This is a genomic window from Agaribacter marinus (genome assembly GCF_030160655.1).
GTDB classification, from domain to species: domain Bacteria; phylum Pseudomonadota; class Gammaproteobacteria; order Enterobacterales; family Alteromonadaceae; genus Glaciecola; species Glaciecola marina.
Map to the genome: position 1 here is coordinate 1,368,630 of NZ_BSOT01000005.1, position 20,940 is coordinate 1,389,569.

Here is a 20,940-nt window from a genome sequence, read left to right on the forward strand (position 1 = left end):
TGGTGATATTGTAAAGAAACATGACCATTAATTTTTTAACGCTATCATTCTTTCCTCAATCCAAACGCGTTAGCATAGAGCTTTGGGTCTTGTCTCGTATCGCCGTCTTTGTCGATTGTCTTTTGTAAATAAGTACTGAAATATTGATTGTGGGATATAAAAAGAAGTGTTAAATGCCTAAACTCTTTAAGATTATTTTATCTACAATTACCGCGATCTTACTTATCGGCTTAGTCTATCAACAAACTTGTGCCTATATCGATTCGCAGACTTTCAAGCCCAATGGTAAATTCAGCCAAGTTGGCAACATTGAAATGTATTCTGAAACCGTAGGCGACGGACCAGTCACAGTAGTGTTTGATAGTGGAATGGGGCACTCTTTGCTTGTTTGGAGAGACGTTATCAATGGGCTTTCCTCTTCTTTTAAAACCTTTGCTTATGATCGTGCGGGATTAGGGTATAGTGGCAAGAGTCAAAAGCCTCGAACTAGCCAAATAATGGTTAACGAATTGCATGCTCTGCTACAAGCTCAGTCTATTGAAGGGCCCCTTATTTTAGTTGGACATTCATTTGGTGGCTTAAACGTACAATTATTTGCTAAAACCTATCCTGAGCAAGTAAAAGGCTTAGTATTAGTTGAATCTATTCACCCCGATTACTTATCATACATACCGCCACAGCCAAGTTGGCGACGTAAGAGACTAACTATTGGTAAATGGCTAGCCCCCTTCGGTGTTCCTAGGCTGTATCTCTCTGGTAATGATGCGCACCATAAAGCGGTAATGACGACAGTTAAGCACCAATATACTAGTTTAGATGAAGCTAAGCATCTTGAAGAAAGCACAAATCAGGTCGCTAGCTTGGTAAATAATCTTGGAAGTTTACCTATTATAATTTTGGCAAGGAATACCGCCTCAGCACAACTAAAAAGTACGCTCTCAGCTCAAAACCAAAATGTTAAATGGGCAGAGTTGCAAGAGCGCTTCTTGGGCCTGTCTAATAATGCGACGATCATATACTCGCAAGAAAGGAGGCATAGTATTCATCGCTTGCAACCGGCACTTGTAATTAAAGCGGTAGAACACATAAGTGAATCGATTCATCATAAAAACGGTTTATTTTAAGCTCCAATACTCACCACTATCCAAAGCGTTAACTATATCCTGTGTCAATTTACTTTATGCGTCCAAGGCGGTTTTGACGCGTAGTCGATTGCTGCATGGCCAATAAAATACTTCCGATATGCCTTGAATGAGCGCTTCCAAGAACAATAACTCAAAATTCCAAAATGGTAACTTCTTTATCAATGTTAATATTGCTCACCAATGATGTTTTTTACCCAATTTGGAAGAACTCTAAACGTTTTAATTTGGTTCATCTGCAAAATTGCGACACACTTATGTGTTTCTTTTTCATCAGTATTGTCATAAAAAGAGACTGTGTCGCACAAGGGAATGGCAAGTTTTACATTATTGAGCATACGAGGAATGCGCTCAGATATTTTTTGTTCAGGGACGCTATGACCACCTTGATGAATGCGATTATTTACGCGAGCAATATTTGTTTCAGGCGAACTATCAATATGAATAACATACAGGTTGATGGTAAAGTTTCTCGCTTTGGCATCGGCAATAAAATCCACTTTAGAGGGATGAGAAAAAACGGTTTCAAAGCAAAAACTTTGATGGCTAGCAAGTAACTGTTGTCTTATCTTTTCGACCTCTTTGGCGGCTTCATAGCTGTGTTTTTCAGGCACATCAGGCCATGTAAGCTTGGCGTACTCATCTGCATTCAAAAAAGGTAGGTTGTACTGACTTAGATAGCGATAGTAAAACGTTGTTTTCCCACTGCCGTTGCCGCCTACAATAATATTAAGTTGCGGCAAATTATTTCCTTACTATTTGGATTTAGCGCGCTGCGCAACAAACTCGCCATTTACAAAGTTACCAAATTTCACATCACCATTCGGGAAGGTAGCTTTTAATGTACCTACGTGCGTTATATCGGTATTAGGCGAATAAAGCACATTTCCTTGACTAAGTAAGTCTTGCGAGAGAGACATATCGGCATTCACTTCATTTGCAACATCAAAAGGATTAATTTCTTGTTCGTGAGGCGCTTCTATTCTAATTGACGCACTACCGTGAAATAAACTGATGACTTGTGCAGGTGAGAGATTAGCACTCACGCGCTTGCCGATTTCTGACCAGTACTCGATTTGCTCTGCGGTAGTCCTGTTTAAAGTAGAGCCTATGATTTGTGCGTCTTTAACTAATTGTTCGTTAAGGCGCATAGGACTTGTATGTTTAGCCATGATTTTGCCTTTTTTCGTGTTTACAATAACAAATGTAGCAAATAGCTACATGAAAATAAAGACTTTTTATCTCGCTTTAAAAACACAGAATAAGGGATGCAGCTTCCATCCCAAATATAAACGGGATACTCTTTACTGTAGGTACTTAACGTTTAAATGTTAGTGAATACTCTTGAAGAGGGTGTTGGATTAGTTGGTCGGTGTGAGAGGATTTGAACCTCCGACCCCTGACACCCCATGACAGTGCGCTACCAGGCTGCGCTACACACCGACCGAAGGCGTGAATTATATTGAATTTTAGGGCTATAGCAAGAAATTTGTTGCAGATTATTCAATACCTTAAGCTTTTTTCTAAGTATGTTTAAAATTTCTACGCTTTAACAAAAAATCCAACACAGCGGTTGGATTTTCTATCGATAATTATGCATATTCATCTATCGGCTATTTGTACTCGACTTCACTAATTTCTACTTCAACAACACCCGCGGGTGTGTGTATAGACACAATATCGTCAAGCTCTTTTCCGATTAATCCACGTGCAATCGGCGAATTTACAGATATTAGGCCTTTTTTAATGTTTGCTTCGTCATCACCAACGATGCGGTAAGTCGTTTCCTCATCCGAATCTACATTAATAAACGTTACCGTTGTGCCAAATACTACTTTTCCAGTATTTTGCAACTTGGTAACGTCGATGATTTGCGCATTCGAAAGTTTACCTTCAATATCTTGAATACGGCCTTCACAAAAACTTTGTTGTTCGCGTGCCGCATGGTATTCAGCATTCTCTTTTAAATCGCCATGTTCTCTTGCTTCAGCAATAGCATTAATAATACGAGGGCGATCTACAGTTTTTAGTTGTTCAAGCTCTTCGCGCAAAGTTTTTGCGCCTTCCGCTGTCATAGGATAGGTTGTCATACTTCTTCTCTTTTTATTCGACTGCGATGTTTAACGATGTCTCTTACTAATTTATCTACGGGACATAAATTAACAATACAAACATCTAACGAATCAAGATTCGCCAGACGTAAAAGCAAAACGAATGCGCTAGGCATTCGTTTTATATAAGTTTTTGCAAAGTATAGTGCAAAATCAGATAGGTATCATCTAATTTACATTATTTTGCTAAAGCAACTCGCTTATGTAGCTCTTGAACAGATTGCACATTCGATAACGCATCGGAGCTATTTGACTTTAATGTCGCAAATGCAGCATTTAATGTCGTTGTATAAGCACATTTGCTTAGCAAAGCTTCCCGTCGGATATACACAGAATCATTAATTGCCTGACGCCCTTCTGTCGTATTCACGACGTAACAATATTCACCGTTTTTAATCGCATCAACAATGTTTGGACGACCTTCACTTAGCTTATTCACTTCTTTACAGTTAATACCTGCAAGCTCAAGTGCTTCGGCGGTACCTTTGGTCGCTTCTAATACAAACCCTTTGTCGAGCATCAAGTTAGCAAGCTCAATTAAGCGAACTTTATCCGTATTTCTTACAGATAGAAGTACTTTACCTGCTTCAGGCAATGGCGCTGATGCGCCAAGGTTTGCTTTAGCATAAGCTTCTTCAAAGTCTTCCCCAACACCCATTACTTCGCCAGTAGAGCGCATCTCCGGGCCAAGTAAAGGATCAACACCTTGGAACTTAGCAAACGGCAGCACTACTTCTTTCACAGAGTAAAACGGCGGCAGTATTTCACCACTAATGCCCTGCTCTTTTAAGCTAGTGCCAGCCATTACGCGAGCAGCAACTTTTGCTAATTGAACGCCTGTTGCTTTCGATACAAATGGCACCGTGCGCGCTGCTCTTGGATTAACTTCAATCAAATATACTTCATTGTCTTTAATCGCAAACTGCGTATTCATCAAGCCATTTACACCAAGCTCCAATGCCATTTGTTTCACTTGCTCACGCATGACGTCTTGAATGTCAGAAGACAAGGAATACGGCGGCAAACTACACGCTGAGTCACCCGAGTGAACGCCCGCTTGTTCAATGTGTTCCATAATGCCGCCAATGATGACATCTTCGCCATCGCAAATGGCATCAATATCAACTTCAATTGCATCATCCAAGAAGCGATCAAGCAATACTGGCGAATCGTTTGACACTTTTACTGCTTCGTTAAGATAGCGCTGTAAGTCTTTAATGTCGTATACAATTTCCATCGCTCGACCGCCAAGCACATAAGATGGACGTACCACTAACGGAAAGCCAATTTCTTCAGCTCTATCGAGGGCTTCTTGCATATTGCTAACAGTAGCGTTTGCAGGCTGCTTTAAGCCAAGCTTATTCACCATTTGTTGGAAGCGTTCGCGGTCTTCTGCTTTGTCAATTGCATCTGGCGACGTACCAATGATTGGTACACCATTTTTTTGTAATTCGCGTGCAAGTTTCAGCGGTGTTTGCCCACCGTACTGCACAATGACACCTGTCGGTTTTTCAACTCTTACGATTTCTAGCACATCTTCCAGCGTGACTGGCTCAAAGTACAAACGATCTGAAGTATCGTAATCAGTAGACACGGTTTCAGGATTACAGTTAACCATAATCGTCTCGTAACCGTCGTCTCGCATTGCAAGAGCCGCATGAACACAGCAATAATCAAACTCGATACCTTGACCAATACGATTGGGTCCGCCACCCAACACCATTATTTTCTTTTTATCCGATGGCGCAGCTTCGCACTCTTCGTCATAACTAGAATACATATATGCCGTTGAGGTTGAAAACTCTGCTGCACATGTATCTACACGCTTATAAACAGGCAATACGGCAAGTTTTTCACGGTGATCACGCAGGTCATCCTCCGCAACCTGTGTTAATACTGCCAAGCGAGTATCAGAAAAACCTTTGCGCTTCAAATTACGCATTAATGTTTCGTCAATACCCGTCAAACCTAAGCGCTGAACTAAGCTTTCAAGCTCAATGAGTTCTTGAATCTGGACTAAATACCATGGGTCAATATTGGTCAAACCAAATATTTCATCAACAGACATACCCATTCTGAAAGCATCACCAATATACCAAATACGCTCTGCGCCCGGCTCACGTAATTCATAGATGAGCTTGTTCTTTGCTTCAGGGTCATCTAAATCCAGTATTGGATCTAAACCTGATACACCAACTTCCAAGCCACGAAGGGCTTTTTGCAATGATTCTTGTTGGTTACGGCCAATCGCCATAACTTCACCCACCGATTTCATCTGTGTGGTTAAGCGGTCGTTCGCACCGGCAAATTTTTCAAAGTTAAAGCGTGGGATCTTAGTAACGACATAATCAATCGACGGCTCAAATGATGCAGGTGTCAATCCACCGGTAATATCATTTGCTAACTCATCTAACGTATATCCGATAGCGAGTTTTGCCGCAATTTTTGCAATCGGGAAACCTGTCGCCTTAGATGCTAAGGCGGATGAGCGAGATACGCGCGGATTCATTTCGATAATGACCATACGGCCATCTTTCGGGTTAATCCCAAATTGAACGTTAGAGCCGCCCGTTTCTACACCAATTTCTCGTAAAACCGCCATTGCAGCATTACGCATGATTTGGAACTCTTTGTCCGTTAAGGTTTGTGCAGGTGCTACAGTGATAGAGTCGCCGGTATGCACACCCATTGGGTCAAAGTTTTCGATGGTACACACAATGATACAGTTGTCGGCTTTATCTCGCACAACTTCCATTTCGTACTCTTTCCAACCAATGAGTGATTCGTCTATTAACAATTCTGATGTCGGTGATAAATCTAAGCCACGCGCACAAATTTCATTGAATTCATCTTTATTGTAAGCAATGCCGCCGCCCGTGCCACCCATCGTAAATGACGGACGAATGATACAAGGAAACCCAATACGCGTTAACACGTCATGTGCTTGTTCCATAGTATGCGCAATTTCTGCCCTTGGGCACTCTAGGCCAATAGATTTCATCGCCTTATCGAAGCGCTCTCTGTCTTCCGCTTTATCGATAGCGTCAGCCGTAGCGCCAATTAATTCGACATTAAATTCTTCTAGCACGCCGTGCTTGTTTAAATCTAAGGCACAGTTCAATGCAGTTTGCCCACCCATGGTTGGCAAAATAACATCCGGTTTTTCTTTGGCAATAATATTGCGAACAACTTCCCACTGAATTGGCTCAATGTAGGTCGCATCAGCCATTTCTGGGTCTGTCATGATGGTAGCTGGGTTAGAGTTAACCAATATAACTCGATAACCTTCTTCACGCAGTGCTTTACAAGCTTGCGCGCCAGAGTAATCAAACTCACAGGCTTGACCTATTACAATAGGGCCAGCCCCTAAAATCAAAATACTTTTGACGTCGGTACGTTTTGGCATACTCTATTCCTATTGCTTAGACTGTTTAATTAGTTCGATAAAGTGGTCAAATAAACCTTCTGCATCATGCGGGCCTGGGCTAGCCTCTGGGTGCCCTTGGAAACTAAATGCTGGCCTGTCAGTAAGTTCAATCCCTTGTAATGACTTATCAAATAAGCTGACATGCGTTACTTCAACGTTATCTGGCAATGTTGACTCATCTGCAGCGAAGCCATGATTTTGGCTGGTAATCATTACCACATTTTTGCGTAAGTCTTTTACAGGGTGGTTGGCGCCATGGTGACCAAACTTCATTTTGACGGTCTGCGCGCCAGTAGCTAACGCTAATAATTGGTGACCTAGGCAAATGCCAAACATTGGGATCTTTTTCTCTAAGAATACCTTTATTGCAGCAATTGCATACTCGCATGGTTCTGGGTCACCAGGTCCATTAGATAAGAAGATGCCATCTGGATTTAGAGAGAGTACTTCCTCAGCAGACGTTTGCGCGGGCACTACAGTAAGCTTACATCCGCGGTCAACTAACATACGTAAGATGTTGTTTTTTGCCCCAAAGTCATAAGCAACTACATGGAATTCAACGTCAGACTTATTCTGTTCATATCCATTGCCTAGGGCCCAAACGCCATCGCTCCAATCGTGTGTATTCTCGCAAGTAACGACTTTAGCCAGATCCATGCCCTTTAATCCAGGGAAGGCTTTCGCTTTATCAAGTGCATTGGCGATTGCACTATCAAGCGTTTCATTTTCGTTATCAAAGGTAGTAATACAACCGTTCTGTGCGCCTTTGTCACGTAAAATACGCGTTAATCGGCGCGTGTCGATATCGGCAATACCAACGATTTTATTTTCGTTTAGATAATCAGATAAGCTTTGTTGACTTCGGAAGTTGCTTGCAATTAATGGCAAATCGCGTATCACCAACCCTTTTGCCCAAATGTTGTCAGATTCAACATCTTCCTCATTGATACCAGTATTTCCAATATGGGGATAAGTAAGAGTAACAATTTGTTCAGCGTAAGATGGGTCTGTGAGAATTTCTTGATAGCCTGTCATCGAAGTATTAAAAACCACTTCACCAACAGCGCTTCCTTGAGCGCCAATTGACGTTCCTTTGAAAACGGAACCATCGGCAAGTACTAATAGGGCAGAAACAGCCAAGTCAACCTCCAAAAATGAGAGATAACTGAGATAAACTTACCTTAAGTAAGAAAATCTATAGTATTGTCCTTTTTTCTTACAAAAAGAGGATAATGCGTCTCCACCAAAATATACAGCATGTTGAAAAAAAAGGCGCTGAAGGCCTTATATTTACTGGATATTCAAGATTAACCTTGGCTACCCAAACAACACTCAATAATTATTTTTGGCAAATTCCGCGCATTATATACAACAAACTTAATCTGGTCTACCGCTTTTTAATAATTAGATAAATATAGTAAAATAAGCGTTAACCTAAATTATTGCTCGATAATAGGTATAAATTACACTAAACCAAGTACATCCTGCATTGAATACAGGCCTTTCGCTTGTTCTTTTATCCAGCACGATGCAGTCAATGCACCATTTGCAAAGGTCAGACGAGATGATGCTTTATGCGTAATTTCAAGCCTTTCCCCCAATGTTGCAAACAACGCCGTATGGTCACCTACAATATCACCTGCACGTACAGTAGCGAAACCAATTGTTTCTCGACGTCTCTCATCACTGACGCCTTCTCTGCCATAAATCGCACATTTATCCAAATCACGGCCTAGACTGTCCGCAATCGAATGGCCAATTGCCATCGCAGTGCCAGAGGGTGAGTCTTTTTTAAAGCGATGATGTCCCTCAATTATTTCGATATCTGCGTCGTTCCCCATCACTGTAGCGGCTTGTTTTACGAGGTTAAGCATTAAATTGATACCCACGCTGTAGTTGGCGGCAAATACGACGGGAATGTATTTAGCCGCCTCATCTATCATGTTTAGCTGATCTTTGTTCAGACCGGTTGTACCAATAACAATGGGTTTTTGTGCGTCAACGGCTAAGCGAAGGTTTTGTCCTAAGGCTTCAGGCAAGGTAAAGTCAATTAACACGTCAGCATGTTCAATAGTATCGCTAGATATTTCTGACACAGAAATATGTTGACGCGCAATGCCAGCCAGCTCACCAGCATCCATTCCAATAAAACTTGAATTAGCACGGACGCTAGCAAAACCTAACGCAGTTTTATTATGCGCATGTGCCGCCTCAATTAATACTCTCCCCATGCGTCCATTTGCACCTAATATTCCGACTTTAATCATTACCTAACCATAGAAAAACATATTTTGTATATTGTGCATCATGCAAGCGCGAATGATAAGTCCATTAAGTTATTGAATATTGTTTCAGCAATAAAGTTTGATAAACTAGGATAAAAGCATTTTAAATTTACCCCCCCTGTTACTTCAACTTTTGGATGACTGAATGCATCAAGTTATTGTTTGGGATTTCCCAACTCGCGCGTTTCATTGGCTACTAGTGATGGCACTTATTTTTCAATATGTGTCTGGTGATATATTGGATGATGCAATGCAATGGCATTTTTATGTCGGGTACTTTACCTTAGGGTTGCTCGTTTTTCGTGTGGTATGGGGCGTCGTAGGGCATACTTATTCAAGGTTTACTTATTTTGTTTGCTCTCCTAAAACAGTATTTAATTATCTACAAGGCCAAGATACGCGAGAATATTTGACGCATAACCCAGTCGGTGCACTGTCTACCATTGCATTACTCACCTTGTTCTTAACACAAGCTGTCAGTGGTTTGTTTATTTCTGATGATATTTTTTATGAAGGGCCTTGGCATAGCGCGGCAAGCGACGCCATGATAGATACGGCTAATTTTTTACATGGACAAATGTATATCTTATTAATGTCAATAGCCCTAATACATGTATTAGCGGTGCTATTTTACCAATTTAAGAAAAAGCAGCCATTGGTCCAGAGTATGGTGCATGGCAAAAAACCTAGTGTTAAAGCAGGGCATAAACCCAAACCATTAAACCTCTTATTCGCATTAATGGTTGTTGCACTTTCTGCCGGCGCGCTATACCTCATTGTAGAGGTATTGCCGCCCCCTGTTGAAGATAGCTTCTATGATTACTAAGGCGCTATTGAATCACTAAAAAGGCACTAGTGAATCATTAAAAATCCGCTTGAAGCACAACGCGATATCGCGCCTTCCCGGCTCTGAGATGTGTTAATGCATCGTTGATTTGGCTCATATCGAACATTTCCACCAACGGTTTAATATTATGCTGTGCGCTAAAGTCTAACATTGTTTTAATTACCGCCGGGCTACCGACTGGCGAACCTGAAATAGACTTTTGACCGCCAATCAAATTAAACGCACCAATATCAAGTGGCTCTAGGGTTGCACCAACGAAATGTAGCCTCCCCTTTGGTTTTAGCGTCGACAAATACAAGTTCCAATCTAGCTTAACGTTAACCGTTGAAATAATTAAATCAAACTGACTTGCAGCGGCCTCAAGTTGCTCGGGATCACGAGAATTTATAACATGATCGGCACCTAAATGCTTTGCCTCATCAGCCTTATTGTCACTCGACGTGAAGGCGGTCACTTCACAGCCCCACGCAGTTAAAAACTGCAAGGCCAAATGGCCTAAACCGCCAATGCCAATCACTGCAACTTTATCAGTTGGTTTGATTTGATATTGAACTAGCGGGTTAAACACGGTAATACCGCCACAAAACAACGGCCCCGCAGTTTTAATATCAATACCTACAGGTAACGCCACCACACTTGTCTCATTTGCTTGTACGAATTCCGCAAATCCGCCATGACGCCCCACAATTGTGCTACTCGCGCTAGCACATAAATTATGCTCAGCATGACTACAACTTTCACATGAGTGGCAGTAATCACTGTGCCACCCTAAACCAACGACGTTACCTAATTTCCCACTATCAACGCCCTTGCCTACTTCGACAATTTCGCCCACCACTTCATGGCCAGCAACGATAGGGTAATTCGTTATGCCCCACTCATTGTCGATCATCGACAAATCTGAGTGACACACACCACAAAACGCGACTTTAATCTTTACATCATGGTCACCCAAAGGCGGTAATTCCGTATCGATCAGTTCAAGCGCTTTGCCAGCATCATTCGCTGCATAAGCTTTAGTCATACCTTCTCCTACTGTTCATTCTGTCGCTAAGATATTACTTCAAGGTCTTACCGCTTTTTAGCTTTTTAGCTGTTTGCGCCAAAATTAATCTTTTTTATAATCGTCATGGCACGCTTTACAGGTACCGCCAACACCACCAATTGCTTTTCGGTAATTGTCTTCATCTTTTGCAGCGGCAACGTTTTGCAAATTTTGCGCAGCAGCGATGAAATCTTCCGATTTTGCGATGAAATCTGCTTTATTTGTCCAAACGCTGTCTTTGGCATCTGATGGCACCTTAAAGCTTGAAGTATCTGCATGAAAATAGTCGCCAATCATCATGCCTAACTGCACCATTCTCTCACCATTTTCTTCCATTAACGCAGGATCATATGGAATATTGCCTTTTGCCATTGCGCCCAAAGGTCCCATATTTGAACGAATAAGTTGAAACACAGCTTTTCTAAACTGAATAGCTGTTTTAGCTTGTTTTTCACTTTTTACGCCATGTTCGTCTGAATGAGCAAACGTCGAGACTGAAAGTGCCAACACACAACATATACTTAGTCCGATTTTTTTCATAATTTTAGCTCCTACACTGAAAGTTGAGTATTTTTATAGTTATACGGTCGTTCTTTAACAATAGCGCAATGCGCCGGATACTTTTATGCCACAATTTTTCCGATCAAACTACGTAGTATATGTAAATAAGTAAAATTTAACCCGATTGATATACTAATTTAATATTTATCCAACAACTTTAACATCTTGCCTTTACACATAATAGCTATACAATTAACCAGCATTTAAAAATTGAAAGTTATTTTTATATATAAATATAGAAGTATTCTTGTTCAAACTAAACAGTTATAGAGGTAAAAATGAGCCAGTCACCGATTGAATTAAAAGGCATTACGTGGAGTCATACGCGTGGGTATGTGCCAATGACGGCAACGGCTCAACGTTTTGAAGAGCTGCATCCTGAGGTACGTATTTCATGGAATAAACGCTCACTACAAGCATTTGCCGATGAACCAATCGATGTACTTGCGCAACAATATGATTTACTCGTTATTGACCACCCGTGGGCGGGTTTTGCGGCAAAAACAGGGGTTATCGTTCCCTTAAATTCATACTTACCCAAAGCATTTATGGAAGATCAGGCCACTAACTCTGTCGGTCGTTCGCATGAAAGTTATTTATACGAAGGCAAACAAGTTGCCCTTGCCATAGATGCTGCAACACCAGTTGCCTCTGCGCGCATGGATTTACTTGAAGCAGAAGGCATGGCGTTCCCACAAACGTGGGATGAACTAATGATCTTAGCCACGCGCGGTAAAGTTGCTGTGCCCTCTATTCCCCAAGATACACTAATGAATTTTTATATGTTGTGCTCGACACTTGGTGAAGACGTTTGTGTAAATGACAACTATGTAGTGAGTGACGATATTGGAATACAGGCGTTGCAAATGCTACACGCACTCAGCAAAAATTTACACAAAGACTGTTTTAATTGGAACCCATTCCAAGTATATGAGGCAATGACACAAACCAATGAATTCGCGTATTGTCCCTTTGCCTATGGTTATTCGAATTACTCAAAAACAAACTACGTTGCAAATCCCTTAAAATTTGGCGATACCGTTGCACTAACTAATCAGCAACGTCTTTGTACAACCCTTGGTGGTACCGGTTTAGCAATTTCTGCCAACTCAAAACATAAAGAAATTGCCGCCAAATATGCCCAGTTCGTCGCCAACGCTAACATGCAATCGTCATTCTTTGTTGAATTCGGTGGGCAACCAGGGCATCGAAAAGCTTGGACATCAACATATGCAAATGCCACGACTAACGACTACTTCAAAGATACCTTACCAACTTTAGACAGAGCGTACTTGCGTCCACGCTATCATGGTCATATGTATTTCCAAGACAATAGCGGTGCGCCAATACGAGAATATTTGATGAACGGCGGGGATGAAAAAGCCCTACTTAGTCGCCTTAATGCGCTATACATAGCGTCACGCGCAATGACAATCTAACATTAACTATATTGACCTTGACTAAAGAGTATTTAACAAAATGAACGTACAACAAGTATGAAGCGCCCATTAGAAGGTATTACAGTACTCGAGTTTAGTCAGTATTTAGCTGGCCCATACGCAGGGCTGCGCCTCGCTGATTTGGGCGCAAGGGTAATTAAAATCGAGCGACCAGTAAAAGGGGATGCTTGTCGTCAACTCGCCACAAAAAATATGTGGTCAGATGGCGATAGCGTGTTGTTTCACACCATTAATCGAAATAAAGAGAGCTTTACCGCGAATCTAAAAAACACTGAAGATGTGGCTACCGTTAAGACGCTGATTGCTCACGCAGATGTTATCACGCATAACTTTCGTCCGGGTATTATGCTTCGACTTGGATTAGATTTTGAAAGTGTAAAAGCAATAAATCCGAGCATTGTTTATGGCGAAGTCAGCGGTTATGGTGAAGTCGGGCCGTGGAAAGATAAACCCGGTCAAGACTTACTTGCACAGTCGGTCTCTGGCCTAACATGGATGAGTGGTAATGACGAATCAGCACCCACGCCATTTGGCATTGCCGTCGCAGATATGATCTGCGGCACACATTTAGCACAAGGTTTATTAGCGGCGCTGGTCCAACAAAAACGAAAAGGCATAGGGGCAAAGGTATCCGTTAGCTTATTAGAGTCCATTTTAGATTTTCAGTTTGAAGGTTTTACCGAATTTTTAAATAGCGGTAAGCTACCTAAAAGAAGCGCAATAGCCAATGCTCACCCATACCTTGGCGCACCTTATGGCATATACCAAACCGCCGATAGTGCGATTGCCATTAGCATGGGGGACTTGGCAGTACTATGTGAAAGCTCTGGTTTAAAAGGAATGACGGATTTTTACTCGACAGAAACACAATATGAAAATAGAGATCACATAAAGGCTCGCTTAGTCGAACATTTCAAAACCCAAACTACCACTGTTTGGCTTGAGATACTGTCACCCCTTAACTACTGGTGTTCATCAGTATTAGGCTATGAGCAGCTCACCCAGCATGACGCATACAAAATACTTGAAATGGAACAAACGCTCAAACGCGGTGAAAACTCATCTATTACCACAACCCGCTGTCCAATTAGAATAAATGGCCGCAAACTTCATTCAGCAACACCCGCTCCCGTGATTGGTAGCGCCAACGAGCAACTAATAAAGGAGTTTAATTTATGAGTAAACCCTTGAGTGGTATTTTAGTACTCGATTTTACGCAATTCTTATCTGGGCCTTCAGCCACGCTTCGCCTCCATGACCTTGGGGCGCGCGTGATTAAAGTTGAACATCACAAAAATGGCGACTTATCTCGCAGTATTTATGCCAATGCGTTTGATATCGAAAACGAATCTGCTTTTTTTCAAGCGATCAATCGTGGCAAAGAAAGCCTTAGGGCAAATCTAAAAGATGAAAAAGACTTAGCTCTCATTACACAAATCATCAAGCATGCTGACGTTGTTGTTAATAATTTTAGGCCGGGTGTAATGACTCGCTTAGGATTAAGCTTTGAAGATGTAGCGGCGGTCAACCCAACCATTATATATGCAGAAATTACAGGATATGGCAAAGAAGGTCCTTGGGCTAATATGCCAGGGCAAGATTTACTGTTGCAGGCAGTGTCAGGCTTATCGCAACTCAGCGGTGCTGACAGTGATGGTCACGTGCCAATGGGCTTGGCGATAGCGGACTATTTAGCTGGCGCGCAATTGGTTCAAGGGATCCTTGCGGCGTTGCTCAATGACGAAGCGACGCAAGTAGAAGTGAGTATGCTTGAAGCTATTTTGGATTTTCAATTTGAGCCTCTCACCTTGTATTATCAGGATAAACAAGCCGTTGTGCGTGGCGAAAACAACACAGCTCACTCTCTCGTGGGTGCCCCCTATGGCCTATATAAAACCGCAGATGGTTATATCGCGTTAGCCATGGGGGCAATCGTTACCTTAGGTGAATTGTTGGACTGCAAACCATTATTGGCATTTACTGATCCAAGTACTTGGTTCTCAAAACGCGACTCAATCAAAACAATACTCGCAGAACATTTAGTAGCGCAAACCTCAGCTTATTGGCTCAACATTTTAGAGCCCGCTGATATTTGGTGTGCCGACGTGCTAAATTGGCAGGACTTGTTGGCGCACGATGGCTTCAAGGTGTTAAACATGGTGCAAACAGTAAGCAATATACACAATGGAAAACAAGTCAATTATAAGACCTTGCGGTGCCCTATTCGCATTGATGACAAACTATTGAAGTCCACGCTTGCTGCGCCTAGTTTTGGCCAACATTCAGTTGACATAGCAGCTGAATTTTCTAGCCATTCATAAATCATAGAGACAGATATGAGTTCAGAGCAAATACTATATTCAGTAAAAGAAAAAGTTGCCTACATCTCGTTTAATCGAGCCCCTGCAAATGCTTACAATCTGCACTTCTATGAACAATTTCACACCTATGTAGCACAGGCGAACCAAGATGATAAAGTAGGTGCAGTCGTCATAAATAGCACGTCAGAAAGGTTTTTTTGTGCCGGCGCAGATATTAAAGAGTTTCAACAAAATAGTACTGCCGAAAATAAAAAAATGGTTATGCGAGCCAGAAAAGCATTAGCGGCAATAGAGGCTTCAAGCAAAATTTTCATTGCACAAATAGCCGGGCATTGCCTTGGCGGTGGATTAGAAATTGCCATGGCATGTGACATTCGGTTCGCCTCAACAGGCAGTTATCAGTTTGGCTTACCTGAAGTAAAACTTGGTCTAATGCCTGGCAACGGCGGTACACAACGCTTACTTAAGTTGGTAGGTTACAGCAAAGCCATCGAAATCCTTTCACTAGGCAATACCTTTGATGCGGAAGAGGCATACCGTTGGGGCTTACTAAATCGTTTAAGCGACGTGGAAAATTTACACACGCAAACCTTTGAATTTGCGACATCAGTTGCAAACGGCCCACTTTTAGCCGTAGCAGCGACAAAAAAGGCGCTTAGTCGCGGAACTGAATTGCCATTGACGGAAGGTTTGCAACTTGAAAAAGAATTATGCGATTCACTATACGATACTCATGACGGCAAAGAAGGTTTTTTGGCCTTTGTAGAAAAACGTAATCCAGTGTTTACGGGTAACTAAAAACGACGAGGAAACTAACATGCGCGCAACTCAGCACTACCCCTGTTTTATTGACAACGAATGGATAGACTCTTCTTCCGGTAAAGTTTTTAATGTTGAAAACCCTGCGACTGAAGAAGTTTGGGCGACCGTGCCTGATTGTACAAAGGAAGATGCAGATGCAGCGATTGAAAGTGCTAGACTAGCGCAAATTTCTTGGCAGCAGCTACCGGCAATAGCGCGAGCACGTTGGTTATTCAAATTGTGTGACGCCTTGGAAACTAAACGCGAACATTTTTCAAAACTATTAGTTATCGAACAAGGCAAAACGCTCGCAGAAGCTTACGGTGAATTTGATGACACGCTCAACTACATGCGATACGCTGCTGAAGCGGCTAGGCGCATTGAAGGCAATATATATCCCTCAGAAAATCCAAATGAACAACTCTGGATTCAAAAAGTGCCTTATGGGGTCACGCTTGGACTATGTGCATACAATTACCCTCTTGCATTGATTGGACGTAAAATTGGCCCTGCGCTAGTTACAGGCAACACAATGGTGCTAAAAGCGCACGAAGCGACCCCCGTCACTGCATCAGAGTTTTGTAAAGTAGTGAAAGAGGTCGGTTTTCCCAAAGGTGTTATCAACTTGGTCAGTGGTACTGGTATTGAAGTAAGTTCTGCGCTAGTCACCAACCCGCACACCCGTTTGGTGTCTTTAACAGGCAGTACCCGTGCGGGCCAAGCCATTTTTAAGTCTTCGGGTGACAATGTAAGTGGCTTAGTACTTGAGTTAGGTGGTAAAGCATCATTTATAGTCCTAAATGATGCCGATTTGGACAAGGCTGTAGAAGCAGCCGTTATTTCTCGCTACGCTAATTCAGGGCAAGTATGCATCTGTAACGAGCTGGTATTGGTAGAAGACGGTATCGCAGATGAATTTACCGCACGAGTAATAGAGCGCGTAAAACAAATTAGCTATGGTGATCCAATGTCGGATGTCAATATGGGCCCAAGCGTGACAAGGGATAGTATTGCTCGAATTCACGCGATGCTTGAACAAAGTGTAAAGATGGGTGCAAAAGTCGAAATTGGCGGCGGTAAACCCGAAGGGCAGACGTTTGCAAAGGGGCACTGGTATAAACCAACGGTGGTGTCAGGTGTTACTAGCGACATGCCCTTGGCTAAGAATGAGATTTTTGGCCCTATAATGCCGATTATCAAAGTAAAAAATTATCAAGAAGCCTTAGCTATCTGCAATGACAGAGAAGACGCTTTATCTTCTTATATTTTCACAAAAGATATTAAAACAGCCTTCCACGCCATCAATCATATGCAAGTAGGCACCGTATTTGTGAATAAAATGATTTGCGGATACATCCAAGGATATCATAGCGGTCATAAGCGCAGCGGTACTGGCGGTGAAGACGGTATATATGGTATTGAAAACTATCTACAAAAACGTGCAGTGTATTTTAACTACGATTAATTGATTGGTTGACCGGTGACTGGCAAAGTGTATCGAAACGCATGCAATCGTATTTTCAAATAAAATCAAATTAGGAATACATAAAAAAGCGCTTTGTCTATATTACTCAATCAGTAACTAGGCAAAACGCTTAAGATTTGAATTTGGAGATTGGTATTTGGACTACGTGACGTCGTCGATTAATTCGTTAAATCATCGAAGAATTTTTTAACGCCGTCAAAAAAACCTTTTTCTTTTGGGCTATGTTTAGCAGCAGAACCTGTGATAGAAGCATCAAACTCCTGTAAAATGGCTTTCTGCTTAGACGACAAGTTAACTGGCGTCTCTAGCACTACCTTACAAATCAAATCGCCCACAGCACCTGTACGAACAGATTTCACACCTTTACTGCGCATACGGAACATCTTACCGGTTTGTGTTTCAGGCGTAATTTTTAATTTCACCTTACCATCAAGCGTCGGTACTTCTATTTCGCCACCTAGCGCAGCTGTACTGAAACTAAGGGGGACTTCACAAAACAAATTGTTACCGTCTCGCGTAAAAATATCGTGATCGCGCACATGTACTTGCACATATAAATCGCCTGCAGGTGCGCCATTTTCACCAGCTTCACCTTCACCAGATAAACGAATACGATCACCTGTGTCTACACCAGCAGGTACTTTAACCGAGAGAGTTTTCGTTTTTTCTATTCTGCCTTGGCCTCGGCATGGGCTACAAGGATCAGAGATTATTTGGCCTTTACCCGAACATGTCGGGCAGCTTTGCTGCACAGCAAAGAAGCCTTGGCGCATTTGTACCTGACCGTTACCTTTACATGTCGGGCAAGTAGTTGGAGAAGAACCTTTTTTAGCGCCTGAACCGTCGCAAGTATCACACTCTACAAGTGTAGGCACTCGGATTTCAACATCCTTACCACGCACAGCTTCTTCAAGTGTCATTTCTAGGTTATAACGTAAATCTGCACCTTGACGTGCGCGAGATTGACGGCTGCCACCTCGACCACCACCGAATATATCGCCAAACACATCACCAAATATGTCGCCAAAATCAGCGCCACCGCCACCACCAAATCCACCAGCACCTCGGTTTGGATCAACACCGGCATGGCCATACTGATCGTAAGCCGCGCGTTTGCGAGTATCCGTTAGAACTTCGTAAGCCTCTTGTATTTCTTTGAATTTTTCCTCCAAAGACTTATCTCCCTGCGTTCTGTCAGGGTGATATTTCATCGCAAGCTTTTTATAGGCTTTTTTAATATCGCGTTCACCGGCACTTTTGCCAACGCCTAATACTTCGTAATAGTCTCTTTTGGACATACACTCAACATCCTAGGGTTTACCACCAATTTTTCATGGTGTTTACAACACAACAGGCGCTAACTAGTAAAAGCTGCGCCTGTCGAAGGTCTTACAAAATGTAATGACGATTATTTCTTATCGTCGTTAACTTCTTCAAATTCAGCGTCAACAACATCATCATCAGGTGCGGCATTTGCCTGTTCAGCACCGGCAGCACTAGGGTCAGCTTGGCCTGCTTGAGCTTTAGCTTGCGCAATTTCAACTAACTTCTGTGAGGCCTGAATAAGTGCTTGGCTTTTAGCTTCAATGGCTTCAACGTCGTCGTCTTTGCGTGCCGCTTCTAAATCAGCAATAGCCGCATCAATCACTTCTTTATCAGAAGCATCTAACGCATCACCCGCTTCTTCAATTTGTGTTTTAGTCGCGTGTACTAAGCCATCAGCTTGATTTTTTGCAGCCACTAATTTTTCAAATTTTTCGTCCGCTTCTTTGTTCGCTTCAGCATCTTGAACCATTTGTTCAATTTCATCGTCGCTCAAACCGGAAGACGCTTGAATCGTAATTTTCTGCTCTTTACCTGTATCTTTATCTTTTGCCGATACGTGTAAAATACCATCAGCATCAATATCAAAGGTTACTTCGATTTGAGGCGTACCACGCGGCGCAGGACGAATACCTTCAAGGTTAAACTGACCTAAAGATTTATTGCCAGATGCTTGCTTACGCTCACCTTGCAGCACATGCACGGTTACTGCCGCTTGGTTATCATCAGCCGTTGAGAAGGTTTGCGATTTCTTAGTTGGAATCGTTGTATTCTTCTCGATTACCGCGGTCATTACACCGCCCATGGTTTCGATACCTAATGACAATGGAGAAACGTCTAATAATAATACGTCTTTAACATCACCCGCTAACACACCACCTTGAATTGCCGCGCCAGTAGCAACAGCCTCATCAGGATTTACATCTTTACGCGGTTCTTTTCCGAAAAACTCTGCCACATACTTTTGCACTAATGGCATACGTGTTTGACCACCAACAAGGATAATGTCGTTTACGTCGCTTACAGATAAATCGGCGTCAGCTAGTGCTTGCTTAACTGGCTCAAGCGATTGCTTAACCATATCTTCAACAAGCGCTTCTAACTTAGCTCTTGTCACTTTAATCGCCAAATGTTTTGGTCCACTAGCATCAGCGGTAATGTAAGGTAAATTAACTTCCGTTTGCTGAGCAGAAGAAAGTTCGATTTTCGCCTTTTCACCCGCTTCTTTTAAACGCTGCATAGCAAGTGGGTCTTGACGCAAGTCAAAGCCCTGCTCTTTCTTAAACTCTTCTACAAGATAGTTGATCATGCGGTTATCAAAATCTTCACCACCTAAGTGAGTATCACCATTCGTCGCTAATACTTCAAAGGTGTGCTCGCCGTCCGCTTCGTCGATTTCAATAATAGAGATATCAAAAGTACCACCACCTAAATCGTACACAGCAACGACACTATCGCCTTTCTTCTTGTCCATGCCGTAGGCAAGCGCCGCAGCAGTTGGCTCATTGATAATCCGTTTAACTTCAAGCCCAGCAATACGACCAGCGTCTTTAGTCGCCTGACGTTGAGAATCATTAAAATAAGCAGGAACAGTAATTACCGCAGCGGTGACTTCTTCGCCTAAATAATCTTCTGCTGTCTTTTTCATTTTCTTTAAGACTTCAGCAGAAATCTGCGGCGCAGCCATTTTTTGGCCATTAGCTTCAACCCAAGCGTCACCATTGTCCGCTTTAACAATATTAAACGGCATAATATCGATATCGCGCTGCACTTCTTTATCTTCAAAGCGGCGACCAATTAGGCGCTTAATTGCAAATAATGTATTTTTTGGGTTAGTCACTGCTTGGCGTTTTGCAGGTTGGCCAACTAAGGTTTCACCGTCTTCCGCGTATGCAATAATTGACGGAGTGGTGCGTTCACCCTCTGCATTTTCTATAACTTTAGCTTTGTCACCGTCAAGTACGGCAACACATGAATTAGTTGTACCTAAATCGATACCAATAATCTTACCCATGTTTTAATCTCCAGAATCTTTTTTCGTGTAACAATGTCTTATTACAACAATAAGTGGGGCTAATAACCCCTATTTCAATATGTGAATTTCACTTTTATGACAAAAAAAGCTATTTAT

Annotated in this window: 17 protein-coding genes and 1 tRNA gene; 7 read left to right on the top strand and 11 right to left on the bottom strand. The window is 42.2% G+C overall.

Going from position 1 to position 20,940, the window contains the following annotated elements; translation table 11 throughout:
• Positions 1–173: 173 nt before the first annotated feature.
• A complete protein-coding gene (locus QQK00_RS07560; RefSeq protein WP_284216872.1) occupies positions 174–1,124 on the top strand; it encodes an alpha/beta fold hydrolase in 951 nt (316 codons plus the stop codon).
• A gap of 185 nt (positions 1,125–1,309) precedes the next feature.
• Here the strand turns inward: QQK00_RS07560 and QQK00_RS07565 are convergent, their stop codons facing one another.
• The 7 genes from QQK00_RS07565 to dapB form a co-directional block, all read right to left on the bottom strand.
• Positions 1,310–1,885, bottom strand: a complete 576-nt coding sequence (locus QQK00_RS07565) for an ATPase (protein WP_284216873.1) — start codon at positions 1,883–1,885, stop codon at positions 1,310–1,312.
• A 12-nt stretch (positions 1,886–1,897) separates the two neighbouring features.
• Positions 1,898–2,314, bottom strand: coding sequence for a hypothetical protein (locus tag QQK00_RS07570; RefSeq protein WP_284216874.1), 417 nt, complete (start codon positions 2,312–2,314; stop codon positions 1,898–1,900).
• 194 nt (positions 2,315–2,508) lie between these two features.
• Positions 2,509–2,585: transfer RNA gene (locus tag QQK00_RS07575), tRNA-Pro, on the bottom strand.
• Positions 2,586–2,755: 170 nt separating this feature from the next.
• Entirely contained in the window at positions 2,756–3,232 is a 477-nt protein-coding gene (gene greA, locus QQK00_RS07580) for a transcription elongation factor GreA (RefSeq protein WP_284216875.1), read from the bottom strand.
• A gap of 199 nt (positions 3,233–3,431) precedes the next feature.
• Positions 3,432–6,659 carry a carbamoyl-phosphate synthase large subunit gene (carB, locus tag QQK00_RS07585; protein WP_284216876.1) on the bottom strand — a complete coding sequence of 1,076 codons (3,228 nt, stop codon included), beginning with the start codon at positions 6,657–6,659 and terminating at the stop codon, positions 3,432–3,434.
• Positions 6,660–6,668: 9 nt separating this feature from the next.
• Positions 6,669–7,820 (bottom strand): glutamine-hydrolyzing carbamoyl-phosphate synthase small subunit, encoded by a 1,152-nt coding sequence (gene carA / locus QQK00_RS07590; protein ID WP_284216877.1) that lies wholly within the window; start codon positions 7,818–7,820, stop codon positions 6,669–6,671.
• A 323-nt stretch (positions 7,821–8,143) separates the two neighbouring features.
• Positions 8,144–8,947: a 4-hydroxy-tetrahydrodipicolinate reductase gene (dapB, locus tag QQK00_RS07595; protein WP_284216878.1), complete on the bottom strand. Its 804-nt coding sequence runs from the start codon at positions 8,945–8,947 to the stop codon at positions 8,144–8,146.
• 163 nt (positions 8,948–9,110) lie between these two features.
• Here dapB and QQK00_RS07600 point away from each other — a divergent pair, with 163 nt between their 5' ends.
• The gene (locus QQK00_RS07600) at positions 9,111–9,791 is read left to right on the top strand and encodes a cytochrome b/b6 domain-containing protein (protein WP_284216879.1); all 681 of its coding nucleotides are present in this window, start codon (positions 9,111–9,113) and stop codon (positions 9,789–9,791) included.
• Positions 9,792–9,828: 37 nt separating this feature from the next.
• Here QQK00_RS07600 and ahr read toward each other — a convergent pair whose 3' ends face one another.
• Complete coding sequence (ahr, locus tag QQK00_RS07605) at positions 9,829–10,836, bottom strand: NADPH-dependent aldehyde reductase Ahr (RefSeq protein WP_284216880.1); 1,008 nt, start codon at positions 10,834–10,836, stop codon at positions 9,829–9,831.
• Positions 10,837–10,920: 84 nt separating this feature from the next.
• Positions 10,921–11,397: a c-type cytochrome gene (locus QQK00_RS07610; protein ID WP_284216881.1), complete on the bottom strand. Its 477-nt coding sequence runs from the start codon at positions 11,395–11,397 to the stop codon at positions 10,921–10,923.
• 299 nt (positions 11,398–11,696) lie between these two features.
• Between QQK00_RS07610 and QQK00_RS07615 the strand changes: the two genes are divergently transcribed.
• From QQK00_RS07615 to QQK00_RS07635, 5 genes are read left to right on the top strand one after another with little or no spacing between them, the layout of a single operon-like run.
• The gene (locus QQK00_RS07615) at positions 11,697–12,857 is read left to right on the top strand and encodes an extracellular solute-binding protein (protein WP_284216882.1); all 1,161 of its coding nucleotides are present in this window, start codon (positions 11,697–11,699) and stop codon (positions 12,855–12,857) included.
• 57 nt (positions 12,858–12,914) lie between these two features.
• A complete protein-coding gene (locus tag QQK00_RS07620; protein ID WP_284216883.1) occupies positions 12,915–14,057 on the top strand; it encodes a CaiB/BaiF CoA transferase family protein in 1,143 nt (380 codons plus the stop codon).
• On the top strand, positions 14,054–15,199 hold the full coding sequence (locus QQK00_RS07625) for a CaiB/BaiF CoA transferase family protein (RefSeq protein ID WP_284216884.1): 1,146 nt from the start codon (positions 14,054–14,056) through the stop codon (positions 15,197–15,199). The genes QQK00_RS07620 and QQK00_RS07625 overlap by 4 nt, the downstream gene beginning before the upstream one ends.
• Before the next feature lie 15 nt (positions 15,200–15,214).
• A complete protein-coding gene (locus tag QQK00_RS07630) occupies positions 15,215–15,997 on the top strand; it encodes an enoyl-CoA hydratase/isomerase family protein (protein WP_284216885.1) in 783 nt (260 codons plus the stop codon).
• 19 nt (positions 15,998–16,016) lie between these two features.
• Positions 16,017–17,465 (top strand): aldehyde dehydrogenase family protein, encoded by a 1,449-nt coding sequence (locus QQK00_RS07635; RefSeq protein ID WP_284216886.1) that lies wholly within the window; start codon positions 16,017–16,019, stop codon positions 17,463–17,465.
• Between the two features lie 179 nt (positions 17,466–17,644).
• On the opposite strand, the gene dnaJ is transcribed toward QQK00_RS07635, so the two are convergent.
• Both dnaJ and dnaK read right to left on the bottom strand, forming a co-directional pair.
• Positions 17,645–18,784, bottom strand: a complete 1,140-nt coding sequence (gene dnaJ / locus QQK00_RS07640) for a molecular chaperone DnaJ (protein ID WP_284216887.1) — start codon at positions 18,782–18,784, stop codon at positions 17,645–17,647.
• 110 nt (positions 18,785–18,894) lie between these two features.
• On the bottom strand, positions 18,895–20,823 hold the full coding sequence (gene dnaK, locus QQK00_RS07645) for a molecular chaperone DnaK (protein ID WP_284216888.1): 1,929 nt from the start codon (positions 20,821–20,823) through the stop codon (positions 18,895–18,897).
• Positions 20,824–20,940 lie beyond the last annotated feature (117 nt).